We start from the raw sequence: 12,612 nt of genomic DNA, 5'->3' as shown, positions 1-12,612 counted from the left end.
GTAGTAGTGAAAGGGGGGAGAATATGGGCCGCTCTAAGTCTCGGGGCCACCTCAGTGCGACACAAGCCGCTATTATTATCGTGAACTATATGCTCGGTGCAGGCATCCTGACACTTCCGCGTACTACCGCTGACGCCGTTGGTACGCCAGATGTGTGGATCGTCATTCTCTTGTCTGGTCTGATCGTAGTGGGGCTGGGTCTAATTATCGTAATACTGTGTCGCAGGTTCCCGGGGAAGACGGTCTTTGAATTTACCCAGCTTATCACGGGTAAGTGGATCGCATACATTCTGCTGCTGCCTATGATTGTCTATTTCGTGACCATTTCGGCCTTCGAGATCAGGGTGATGGCTGAGGTGACAGGTATGTTCTTATTGGAACGCACACCTACATGGGCGGTTGTCATGTTATTCATGTGGGTTGGACTATACATGACCTCAGGCGGTCTTCCCGTAATCGTACGTGTGTTCGAGATTATTTTGCCAATTACATTGGTTATATTCATCATCGAGATATTGCTCGGCAATCAGCTTTTTGAAATAAACAATCTAAGACCGCTGCTGGGTGAGGGCTTTATGCCGTTAATAAAGGGCCTGAAGCCGACATTGCTCTCATATACCGGATATGAGGTTATGCTCGTCATGACAGCCTATATGAAGAATCCAGCCAAAAGCAATCGATCGGTTGTGTGGGGGGTGCTAATTTCGATGGTCATTTACCTCATCACTGTAGTCATGGTCCTTGGTAGTCTGTCTTTGGATGGGGTTTTAACCAGAATATGGCCGACACTGGACCTCGTTCGCAGCTTTGAGATCCAGGGATTGATCTTTGAGCGCTTTGAATCCTTACTGCTGGTCATTTGGATCATACAGATTTTCTCAACATCCGCCATTGCCCACTATACAGCGTCCATCGGAGTACGTGACCTGTTCCGTCTTAAAGGAATGCGTGTGATCATGTACATATTTCTGCCTATGATCTATCTTTTGGCAATGATTCCTAAAGATGTCGATCAGACATTGGCGCTTGGGGACATGCTTGGCAATGCATCTGTTGTTCTGTTTGGGATTCTGCCTTTGCTATTGCTGGTTACTAGCATCATTCGCAAAAAAGGAGGAAAGCGGGCATGAGTTGGATTCGCCGGGTAGGCTGTACTATAATCGTGCTGGCTGTATTGCTTACAGTGACTGGATGCTGGAGCAGCCGGGAGATTGAAGATCTGAGTGTGTATCTGGGCCTTGGGATCGATACACCGCGTGAGACCCCGCTTGAGAAATACCTCACGAAGGAAGGCGCAGAATATCCCAAGCAAAATAACATTACTGCTACGGTGCAAATTGCCCCGGGTCATGTGAAATCCACCAAGAGTGCTGAGGAGGGCTCAAACACCTCGAATAAGTCCTCGTACTCAAATGAACAGCTTACAGGTGACTCCCTGTTACAGATATTTCGGCATTTTGCTTTACTTAGGGACCGTCCCTTAATTGGCCATCATCTGAAGGTCATCGTCATCTCCAAGGATGTTGCCAAGAAGTACAGACTCGATCAATTGCTCGATTTTGTGCTGCGGGATAACGACATTCGACTGAATTGCCTCGTATTACTGAGCCATGAGCGTGCCTTGGATGTGCTAACCTTGAAAGATCAATCTGAAGTCCCGGCGTTCTATCTTACAGGGATGGTCAATAATTCGTATTTGATCAACAAGATCCTGGAGCCCATGACATTGGCCAAGCTAGATGCCAAGCTAAAGGCGGGGTCAAGCTTTCTGCTTCAGAATGTGGTCTCCTTTGATGGAGATGACAAATTCTCTGGGGCAGGCATATTTAGTGGCAAGACGACCAAATATATCGGAGCACTGAGTCAGACAGATCTGGAGGGTCTTGCCTGGATTAATCTGCAATCACGAGCTGGTATCGTAAAGACTTACAACAAAGAAGGCTACACAGTTGTCTACGAAACAAAGAAAAATAAGACGACGATTACGCCGACCGTCAGAGGTCAGGATATCTCATTCCATGTCAACGTCGAGTCGGAGGGATGGCTCATGGAGGATTGGATTATCCCGGAGACGGAGGAAAAGGGTGCGTATCTCAAGGAATTGGAAAAGGATTTTGCAGACATAGCCGAGCAGCAGATTGAGCAGGTGCTGCACAAGCTCCAGCGCACCTACAAGGTGGATGTGGCTGATTTTGGAGAGGTCCTTCGCATTAAGGAGCCCAAGGTATGGAAGCAGGTAAAGGACAACTGGGATGAAGTCTTCAGCGAGTCAAAGATCACGTACAAGGTCAAAGTGAAGGTAACAAGCCGGGGCTCCTCCACGAAATAAGGGAATATGACTGGTGATGCATACACGATATGGGATATGCACATATAACAACGACTATCGCACACGTAGCGGCAGAACATTCTGCATGCTGGGTGTGTTTTTTTTGTGGGTGTGAGCGGGGAAGCGGATAATCAATTGAGTTGATTGTATTTTTATGGATGGAGTGGTAGTACGCTAGGGGTGTTGAGACATGAATCTTACAGGGGGAGGAAGCATACACGTGAAACAGGAACTGGCGAAGAGAAAGCTGGTAGCATCACGAAGCACACCGAGCAAATTGACGTTATTCAAAAAAGACTTGCTTCGTAACAGGTATATCTATCTGATGCTCGTGCCAGTCATTGCTTACTATGGCATATTTCAATATGGTCCGATGTATGGCTTGCTGATGGCGTTCCAAAAAAATTATAATCTCACGCACGGGATCTGGGGAGGGACATGGGTTGGTGTTGAGAATTTCATTACCTTCTTCAACAGCTACTACTTCTGGAGACTCCTGAAGAATACGCTCATATTGAGCTTGTACAGCATAATTCTGGGGTTCCCTGCACCGATTATTCTTGCTTTGCTGCTGCATGAAGTGAGAAGCAAGATGTTCAAGCGTACTGTGCAGACCGTAAGCTATCTGCCGCATTTTATATCTGTTGTGGTCGTCGTGGGCATGATGAAGACGTTCTCGTCACTTGACGGGGGCTTGTTCAATATCGTCCGTGATATGTTCAGCTTACAGCCAATGATGTTCTTCTCGGAGCCGGATATGTTCCGACCTATGTATATTATATCGAATATATGGCAGGGGGCCGGGTGGGCATCAATCATCTTCCTCGCAGCGCTCGCCAATATTGATTCCCAGCTGTATGAGGCAGCCAAGATGGATGGAGCGGGAAGATGGCGCCAGTTCCTGCATGTAACCTTGCCAGGAATTATGCCTACGATCGTTATTATGCTGATCCTACGCTTGGGAGCGGTCATGAATTCTGATCTGCAGAAGATTCTCCTGATGCAGACGGCGCCTACTTATGAGGTATCGGACGTCATATCGACCTTCGTCTATCGCTCAGGGGTACTGGAGGCCAACTATGCCTACTCGACAGCTGTAGGGCTATTCAATGGATTAGTGAATTTCCTGCTGCTCATCATTGCGAATGCCATCAGTAGGAAGGCGAACTCTACAACTCTATGGTAGAAAGGAGGAGCATGGAATGAAGCGTTCCATTGCTGAACGAATTTTTGACGGGGCGAATTATCTGATGCTGGCCATCGTTATTCTCATCTCAGTCTATCCCATGCTGTATATATTCAATGCTTCAATTAGCGATCCGAATTCATTACTGCAGAATCGTTCCTTCATGCTGTGGCCAGATGGATTCACATTCGCGGCCTATGAGCATGTGCTGCAGGATTCCAAAATCTATCGCGGTTACATGAATACCCTCTTCTATGTTATTGTAGGGACCTCGTTCAATCTGCTGATGACTTCGCTGGCTGCTTATGCGTTGTCCAGACCGGATCTGATGATCCGTAAGGCACTGATGAAGATCGTTGTATTCACCATGTTCTTCAGCGGTGGCATGATCCCGACCTTCCTGCTCATTCAGAATCTGGGCTTGATCAATAGCAGGCTGGCACTGATTCTGCCCGTGGCAATCAATACCTTTTACCTGATTATTATGAAGACCAATTTTGAGAGCGTTCCCAAAGAGCTCATCGAATCCGCCAAGCTGGATGGAGCGAATGATTTTACCATACTGTTCCGAATCATATTGCCGATCTCCAAGCCGATTCTGGCGGTGCTGACACTGTATTATGCTGTTGATCATTGGAATGATTACATGGGTCCGCTGCTGTACCTGCGTAATGCAGAGCTGTATCCGATCCAGATCATACTCAGAGATATTCTGCTAAGTAATAGCACCGAGGCGATGGGGCCCGGAGCGGATACGGGATATGCACTGGGCGAGAATATCAAGTATGCAACCATTATTATTTCTACCCTGCCGATTGTCATGGTGTACCCGTTCATCCAGAAATACTTTGTTCAAGGCGCTCTGCTTGGTGCTGTAAAACAATAAGAACTAACCTACATGAAGGAGGAATATGGCTCTATGAACAAAAATGGTATGACAAAAAACAATATGAAGAAAAACCTGTCTCTGGCCTTATGTCTTGTATTCGTGTGCTCCATCTTTCTCAGTGCCTGCTCTGGACAAGAGCAGTCCAAGGAAGCTCCTTCGGAAGATCTGGCTAATGTAGAGGCACTTACTTCCATCCCGCTGCCGATAGTAGAGGAGCCAATGACGATTGATTACTGGCGGGCTAACGATGGCAAGCTTACGGCATCGCTGCAGAATTTTGGTGAGATGGCTGCCTACAAGAAGAAGGAAGAGCTAACTGGCATCAAGGTCAATTTCATTCATCCACCGCTAGGACAACAGAGAGATCAGTTCAACCTGCTCGTTGCCACGAACGACATGCCTGATGTCATCTATTATAACTGGTTCGACGCCGTTGGCGGTCCCGGCAAGATGCTGGCGGATGGCAGAATTATCAAGCTGAACGACTATATTGACAAATATGCCCCCAACCTCAAGAAGCTGATCGAGAGTGATGAGGAGATTCGCAAGCAGATCACCATGGATGACGGCACGATCTACATGTTCCCGTATATGCGCGCTGATGCAGAGAAGCTGAATGCTACAGCAGGTATGATCGTCAGAAAGGATTGGCTCGACAAGCTGAATCTGGAGGTACCTACGACGATTGATGATTGGTACACGGTGCTCAAGGCGTTCAGAACACAGGACCCGAATGGAAATGGTCTCCAGGATGAGCTCCCGTACACAGCGAATTGGGGGCCGGGCAATCTGAGCAAGCTGCATGATTTTGCTCCGTCCTTTGGCGTCATTGGCGGCTTTCAGTTCAAGGATGGGAAGATAGTATATGGCCCATTAGAGCCCGAATACAAGCAATTCATAGAGACGATGGCCAAATGGTATCAGGAGGGCTTGTTCGATCCGGAAATGATGACGAATGATGGTAAAGCCTTCGACTACAAGATCACGAATGGTCAGGCTGGTGCTTATAGCGCTGGAGTATTCAGTGGCATGGCCAAATACCTGAATCTGATGAAGTCTTCCGATCCAGACTTTAAGCTTGCGGGAGCTCCATGGCCCACAGGTGCCGCTGGTAAGCCTTATATGACCTTTACACTTAATAACAAGGTCTTGACCTATGGTGCAGCCATTACGTCGTCGGCCGATGAAGAGAAGATCAAGTATATCGTCCAGTGGATGGATTTCAACTATAGCCCGGAGGGGCATGATCTGTTCAACTTCGGCATAGAAGGGGAGAGCTACGTCAGAGAAGGGGACGCAATCCGCTTCACAGATGAGATATTGAACAATCCGAGTCTGACCTATGACCAGGCACTGGCCGCCTACGCCATGTCCATCATGGATGGACCGATGAATCAGGACAGCCGTTATCTGGATGCTTTAATGACCTACGAAGAGCAGAAGGAAGCGAATGAGGTCTGGATCAAGGGGGATCAATCACTTCTGCTGCCTGTACTACACTTCACGGAGGATGAGTCTAGACAGAACGCTTCGATCATGAATCCAATAACCACGTACCTGAACGAAATGATGACTAAATTCATCATGGGTCAGACTCCGATGAGTGAGTACGATAAATTTGTGGATACCATCAAGAGTATGGGGATTGATCAGATGATCAAAATTCATGAGGATGCTTATCAACGTTATACAGCGCGCTAAGATCAATAAGCGGGGACAGCTAGCCTCTGAGTTGGACACAGGAACTGTGCTCGTCAGCCAGATGTCACCGCGCTGAAATATGCTGATTGTGATCATACACTGTCCACTCCGCAGATGACTTGGCAGCCCATGGTATAAGGCTGACAATGCATCCTATACGAACGCACAGGATAGTTAAAGCTGGCGATTAATCGTACCGCCTTCCGAAGATAATATAGCGCCGGCTCACGATGATATATTGGAGCCGGCGCTTATTAAGATTGTTACTATACATTTTTTTATTGGATATTACATGGGCACCGTGGAGCTCCAAATGGCTGCTATTCAGCGCGTGCGTGTCCATTGCGATGAGCCGTTCGCACTATGGCATCAGTGATTACTTTGTACAGTGGTTGCGGTAGGTCGTGTCCCATGCCGTCTATTAACATCAACTCGGCGCCCGGGATGGAAGAAGCTGTGTCCTCACCACACGCCGGGACGAACAGGGGATCGTCCATCCCATGAACGACAAGTGCTGGTGCTTTTATGGTTGCCAGTCGCGGACGACGGTCACCGGACACAGCGATCGCCGCAATTTGTCGTCCGACACTGCCTGGATCGTAGGCTCTCTGGACTTCCTCCAGAATAAGTTCCCGGTAAGGGTCTTCTTCAAACGGATAGCCAGTGCCTGCGATGCGTTTGGCAAAAGAGAGGCTGTGCGCTACAAATCCTGCTTCATCCTCAAAGGGGTTCGGTGCCGGTCTAGTCATCATTCCCATGACATCCGGAGAAGCTTGCGGAAGGGTGGGATTACCGGAACTAGACATAATGGAAGTGAGTGATAGAGCCCTTTCAGGGTATTCACTAGCTGCAATCTGGGCGATCATTCCTCCCATCGACCTGCCCACGAAATGTGCTCGGTCAATGGAAAGGGCGTCGAGCAGTCCGATTGCGTCGTTGGACATGTCATCGAGAGTGTAAGGGATGTCCGGTCGCTGTCCTGACATGAGAGCAGTCGCTAATGCGTCAAAATCCAGCGTCTGATCATGGTTAAAGTGTGTTGAGCAGCCTACGTCACGATTATCAAAACGGATCACACGAAAGCCCTGCGCTGCCAATAGTTCGCAAAACGGAACCGTCCAGCGGATCATCTGGGTTCCAAGCCCGGCAATTAGGATAATAGCTTCGTCATTTTCGTTACCGAAACTATCATAGGCGAGCTCTATATCGTTAACTTTTAACATGTTCATGGTCGTTCTCCTTTAATGATTCGGTGGTGATAATTCAGGATGGGCTGTGTAATCCGTAACATCACGAAAGCGCAGTAGGTTCAACATGACGATGCTGTCCTCAATCCCTCGTTGCATGAATCTCATGCCAGATTGTTGCGTGGGTTCAATGTAACGAATAGACTCTAACTCAGTCATAATGACTCCCTTCGCAATTTTTTTAAATTCCTTAAGCCGTCATATGCTTTCATTCATAGTTCTCTTCAGCGAATGCATTGGTGGCTAATTTCTTGACATGCTCTCTGATATCAGGTGCCCATTCATCAATGAGGTGGTAAAAACGATCCGAATCACTAGCATAGAGTGCCCGCAAAGCTTCTTCGTATTGATTGAAGTCCCCGGCCATAGCTGTCATAAAGTTATAGGTTGCTTCTTGTGACGCCCGGATTGAGCTCTGCTGTTCTCCAGCACGGCGAGCTTCATCAATGAGTTTGCGTAATGTTACCGATGCCCCTCCAGGTTGGCTCTTGAGCCATTCCCAATGTCGAGGCAATAATGTAATCTCACCGGATACAACACCCAACTTCGGTCGACCAACCCGCCGTGTAGTCTGGTGATTCACGTCTGTACCGAATGGGTCACCCAACTGTTCTCCTAATCGTTCAAGCAGCTCATCCATCTTCCCACGAAAATCAACATCTATTGGCTTCCCCGTGGAATCGTCAAATATAAGCAGCTGTGTGAGTTCTTTGTCACTCAGAGTACCCTTAGCAGTACTAACAACGTGCTGTAAGGAACCACTGGCGACAATTTTTACATCCAAAAATGCTGTGCAGTAAAAGCCTGTTAGGTTATTATTCATGTTGACCTCCTTTCGGATAATTTGAATTATACCCGGGTGAAATTGAAAAATCAATATTACCCGGGTATAATTATTTTTTCCGTTCTTAATGTAGAGAATAATTACAAAGATACGGCCTAAGAGAAGCTCGCTGTTGCGGGCTTAACTGATAATTTACCCCATACTCAATTGAAATGATTATTCACCTGTTGCGATGCTGTGCTATAGTATGTTGTAAGCGTATACAATGGTTTTAATGCTATTTGATGGCATAAGATTAGAGTGGAACATAACTACAAATACGAGGTACTGTTAATGATGAGAAAAATCAGAAAGGCTCTTTCCTCCAGATTAATGCGGAATAAAGTTCTGATCATTGCCTCTCTGCTTGCTACCATTCCGGTCTTAATTATGGGGACGACTGCCTATTTCATCGCAAGCAAGAACATCATCCAGGATATAGGAGCAGCCAACCAGGAGACGATGCTACAGATTCAACAAAGAATAGATGAGAAGCTAAGCACCCTGGAAAACATGACTTTACAGAATGCAACGAATCCTACGTTCGCTCATTTTCTGTCTTTGTCAAAGCCCGGTGAGGATATTGAAGTGTTAGGGATGACGATGACGATCCTGAGCTCCATGCAGGTGCTCATTGACGATGTGAATTCCGTATATTTGTATCGTCCAGATCAACAGCTCGTGGTTTCGCCGGATTTCGGAATGCGCAGTGACCAGGTGCTGCCCGCGTATATCAAGGAAGCGGTGTCGCTATCTCCGAGCAAAATCTGGCTGGATCATCGGCTGGAATCCTATACCTATAGAGATGGGTTACATCAGATCACTCTGATTCGCAAGATCGATACGCCCGATAACAGCTCAGGCGGTTATCTGATCGTCAATCTGGATGAGACTACATTATTCCGCATTTTCAACAACATGAACCTTGGAGAAAATAGAGAACTGCTGATCATTACCCCGCGTTATAACATTTTTTCGGATCAATCACAGCATCTGCTGAAGCGTCCATTGCAGGAATATAGCTTTCTTGGCAGCATTATGGACCCTTCATCATCTACGAATACTTCATCCGTACAGATTGATGGCCTTAAGATGTCACTTAATTACATTGAATCGCCCTACAATGGCTGGAAATATGTCACGATTGTTCCGTACAGCGATATTACGCAGCATCTGCAAAAAATCCAGCAGGCCACGCTAATGATCTGTCTTCTGCTTGTCGTGGTCAGTGCACTGGCTTCCGGGGTACTATCGAAGCGTTGGCTTCACGCTTTCCAATCGCTAATTGAGGTAGTGAAGAAGAAATCAGGAGGGGCTGATGGCCGAGCGGAAGAGAATGAATTTACGCTGATTCGCAGCTATTTCGAGTCACTGGAGCACAACAATGATCGACTGGAGAAGCAGATCGAGGAATCGATGCCGACGCTGAGAAGCAACTTCATTCATCGCCTGTTAAACGAGCCCTTCCGGCCTGATATGATGGAGCAGGCAGCTTACTATGACGTACCTGATCGGCATCCTTATTATACGGTCGTCTGCATCGAGCTGGATAACATGCGTGGTCACACCGAGCAGGACACCAATCTGTTCCATTATGCAGTGCTGAATATCGTGAAGGAGGTTGTCCATCATCATGCAGAGGGTATGGTGGTGCAGATGCATAGCGGGCATATCGTGATGCTGTTGAATCATAAAGAGCAGAAGCGTACGCTGGACCCCAATACTGGCGTATTTCACATAACGGAAGAGATTCGTAGCATTGCTGAGTCTTTATTGCACATCACAGTGACGCTGGGAGTCGGACATAGCTATGAAGGGCTGGGTCAGGTCAAGCGTAGCTTCCGTGAGGCTATGGAATCGCTGGATTACCAGTTAATTCAGGGAAGCGGCAAGGTACTGTACATTGGTCAGATCAAGCTGGAGGGCTCCTCCATGCATTACCCCTATGAATACGAGCAGCAGATTATTACAAGTCTCAAGCTCGGTAATCTCGGCAAAATTCAAGATTTGCTGGATAACTTCGCACATGCGTTGAAATCAGAGGTGGTGGATTACGATCAGGTTCGTCAATCCTTTACGCAGCTGCTTGCCGTCTCCCAACGCACGATGCTGGAGCTTGACGTGAATAGCCCCCAAATTCACGGCTCCAAGCTGTACCAACGGCTGTTCGAGCTCAATACAACGGAGAAGATCGTACATTGGTTCAAGACCGAGATCTATCCTCCAATGACCGAGCATATCCAATCCAGATTGGAGCAGCGGACCCATAGTACCATTCAGCAAGCCCTGGATTATATACAGGAGCACTACGATTCTGATCTGTCCATGCCTATCGTGGCCGATTATATTGCGATGCCTGTGTCTCATTTTAGCCATGTCTTCAAGCTGGAGGTAGGGATGACATTCTCGGAGTATCTGATTGCCTACCGGATGGAGAAGGCGAGAGAGCTGCTGGAGACTACCAATGACAAGATCTCCGACATTGCTGAGAAGCTTCGATACAACAACTCGCAGAATTTCATCCGTGTGTTCAAGAAAATGAACAGTGCGACCCCTGGTGAATACCGCACCCGCTTCCATAAGGAACGGCTTGAGACGAAGAGCGGCTCGTAGGTGAGGAAGAGAGGCCATTTGGCATGTTGTGTATGGTTCTATGTGATAGTCGGTGAGTGGTAGATGGTTATAGATGGATTCAAATGGGAAAGAGGCTCCGCGATGGAGGCCTCTTTAATGGAGGAGGATAATGAGATGGATATTGATAAGTGGATCATTGAAGCAGACATACCTAGCATGCAAAAAGCTATGGCGTCTGGGGAAATAAGCTCTGAAGATTTAGTATTAGCCTACATAGAAAGAATCCATAAATGGGATATGAAAATCAATTCAATTCTAGAAATTAATCCAGAGGCTGTTGAGATCGCAAGGACTTTAGATAAAGAAAGGAAAGATAATGGAGCTAGAGGACTATTGCACGGAATCCCCATTCTGCTCAAGGATAATATTGATACACATGACAAAATGCATACCAGTGCAGGTTCAATCTCACTAGAGAATTCCATTGCGGTAAAAGATTCGGTTGTTGCTACCAGGCTCCGTGCGGCTGGTGTTGTCTTGCTCGGTAAAACCAATATGACTGAATGGGCTAACTTTATGTCTAATGAAATGTGGGCAGGTTATAGTTCCAGAGGCGGCTTGGTGTTGAACCCTTATGGACCAGGGGAGTTATTTGTTGGCGGTTCAAGTTCCGGTTCTGCTGCATCTGTTGCAGCAAACCTTGGAGCAGCAGCAATTGGGACGGAGACAACGGGTTCTATTATTTGCCCTTCCAGTCAAAATAGCGTTGTAGGCATCAAGCCGACGATTGAACTGGTTAGCCAGTCAGGAATCATTCCCATTACCTTCAGCCAGGACACGGCTGGTCCAATTGCAAGAACAGTGACGGATGCCGCAATTATTCTTGGTACTTTGGTTAATTCGGACTATTCAGACGAGCAGGAAACCGACTCTCAAGATATACATCATGGCTACCAAGACTACACTCAATTCTTGGATAGACACTTTTTGCAGCAAGCCAGAATAGGGGTTCCAAGATTTTATTATGAAGGTTTGGATGAAGAAAGGATTCAAATTGTTGAAGAAGCTATAGCAGTATTGAAAAGGGAAGGGGCGACGATTGTTGATCCTGTGAGTCTGCCTTGTGAAAATACAGAATGGGATGCAAATGTTTTACGGTACGAATTTAAATATGCTCTCAACAATTATTTGGCTCGGTTACCTGAAGATGTCCCTGTTCATTCACTAACAGAAATCATTGCTTTTAATGATCAGCATGCAGAGAGAGCATTGAAATATGGACAAGGTACATTAATCTGGTCGGAAGAAACAAGTGGTACCTTGAAGGAAAAGGAATATCTACAAAGCTTGATGCAAAATACGGAGATGGCCCGAAAAAATGGAATAGATTATACCTTGAAGGAGCACCGGCTGGATGCACTTATGTTCCTTGGAAGTGACGGGGGAGCTGATCTTGCAGCAAGAGCGGGCTATCCCATCATAACTGTTCCTGGAGGCTATGCCACAAAAGGAATTATGGCCCCAGAAGGTTATACCACCAAAGGACCGCAAGGGATATCATTTGTTGGTACAGCATTCAGTGAACCTGTGCTGATCAAAATAGCGTTTGGTTTTGAACAGGCAACTAAGCATCGCTTTCCGCCTGACTTGAGTTGAGACTTTTGCTATTTGATCTATGGCTGCTGCTGGATTTGCTGGTAGATGTGCACCAGTAGAGGCTTCTAGAGTGTTATTTGGCTAGAGGTTCGACTCTCCTCGCCTCCATATGCATAATAAAAAAAGGCGATCAATGAAGATCGCTTTTTTGCATCTGGGCATGATGAGAAAGCTACATAGGGCCTCGTACTCTTTTTTTATTGATAT

Annotated in this window: 10 protein-coding genes; 7 read left to right on the top strand and 3 right to left on the bottom strand. The window is 46.9% G+C overall.

Going from position 1 to position 12,612, the window contains the following annotated elements; all coding sequences use genetic code 11:
• Nucleotides 1–23 precede the first annotated feature (23 nt).
• From D328_RS0100225 to D328_RS0100205, 5 genes are all read left to right on the top strand, one after another.
• Nucleotides 24–1,130, top strand: a complete 1,107-nt coding sequence (locus D328_RS0100225; protein ID WP_018882919.1) for a GerAB/ArcD/ProY family transporter — start codon at nucleotides 24–26, stop codon at nucleotides 1,128–1,130.
• Nucleotides 1,127–2,329: a Ger(x)C family spore germination protein gene (locus D328_RS0100220; RefSeq protein WP_018882918.1), complete on the top strand. Its 1,203-nt coding sequence runs from the start codon at nucleotides 1,127–1,129 to the stop codon at nucleotides 2,327–2,329. Before D328_RS0100225 ends, D328_RS0100220 begins: the two co-directional genes overlap by 4 nt.
• Before the next feature lie 190 nt (nucleotides 2,330–2,519).
• Nucleotides 2,520–3,515 (top strand): ABC transporter permease, encoded by a 996-nt coding sequence (locus D328_RS0100215; protein ID WP_018882917.1) that lies wholly within the window; start codon nucleotides 2,520–2,522, stop codon nucleotides 3,513–3,515.
• Nucleotides 3,516–3,531: 16 nt separating this feature from the next.
• Nucleotides 3,532–4,401, top strand: coding sequence for a carbohydrate ABC transporter permease (locus tag D328_RS0100210; protein ID WP_018882916.1), 870 nt, complete (start codon nucleotides 3,532–3,534; stop codon nucleotides 4,399–4,401).
• A gap of 33 nt (nucleotides 4,402–4,434) precedes the next feature.
• Complete coding sequence (locus D328_RS0100205; RefSeq protein ID WP_018882915.1) at nucleotides 4,435–6,105, top strand: type 2 periplasmic-binding domain-containing protein; 1,671 nt, start codon at nucleotides 4,435–4,437, stop codon at nucleotides 6,103–6,105.
• Nucleotides 6,106–6,425: 320 nt separating this feature from the next.
• Here D328_RS0100205 and D328_RS0100200 read toward each other — a convergent pair whose 3' ends face one another.
• Genes D328_RS0100200 through D328_RS0100190 form a run of 3 tightly spaced genes read right to left on the bottom strand, consistent with a single transcriptional unit; the run spans nucleotide 6,426 to nucleotide 8,175 of the window.
• The gene (locus D328_RS0100200) at nucleotides 6,426–7,334 is read right to left on the bottom strand and encodes an alpha/beta fold hydrolase (protein WP_018882914.1); all 909 of its coding nucleotides are present in this window, start codon (nucleotides 7,332–7,334) and stop codon (nucleotides 6,426–6,428) included.
• Between the two features lie 12 nt (nucleotides 7,335–7,346).
• Nucleotides 7,347–7,511, bottom strand: a complete 165-nt coding sequence (locus D328_RS30530; RefSeq protein ID WP_018882913.1) for a hypothetical protein — start codon at nucleotides 7,509–7,511, stop codon at nucleotides 7,347–7,349.
• Nucleotides 7,512–7,560: 49 nt separating this feature from the next.
• On the bottom strand, nucleotides 7,561–8,175 hold the full coding sequence (locus D328_RS0100190) for a DUF2239 family protein (RefSeq protein WP_018882912.1): 615 nt from the start codon (nucleotides 8,173–8,175) through the stop codon (nucleotides 7,561–7,563).
• 294 nt (nucleotides 8,176–8,469) lie between these two features.
• On the opposite strand from D328_RS0100190, the gene D328_RS0100185 reads away from it, so the two are divergent.
• Together D328_RS0100185 and D328_RS0100180 are read left to right on the top strand one after the other, a co-directional pair.
• Entirely contained in the window at nucleotides 8,470–10,788 is a 2,319-nt protein-coding gene (locus D328_RS0100185; protein WP_018882911.1) for a helix-turn-helix domain-containing protein, read from the top strand.
• Between the two features lie 135 nt (nucleotides 10,789–10,923).
• The gene (locus D328_RS0100180) at nucleotides 10,924–12,405 is read left to right on the top strand and encodes an amidase family protein (protein ID WP_026280929.1); all 1,482 of its coding nucleotides are present in this window, start codon (nucleotides 10,924–10,926) and stop codon (nucleotides 12,403–12,405) included.
• The last annotated feature ends 207 nt before the right edge of the window (nucleotides 12,406–12,612 follow it).

This window comes from Paenibacillus massiliensis 2301065 = DSM 16942 (genome assembly GCF_000377505.1).
Lineage (GTDB): Bacteria > Bacillota > Bacilli > Paenibacillales > Paenibacillaceae > Paenibacillus > Paenibacillus massiliensis.
The sequence above is the reverse complement of the archived record's forward strand: the minus strand, read 5'-3'. Positions and strand labels throughout refer to the sequence as shown.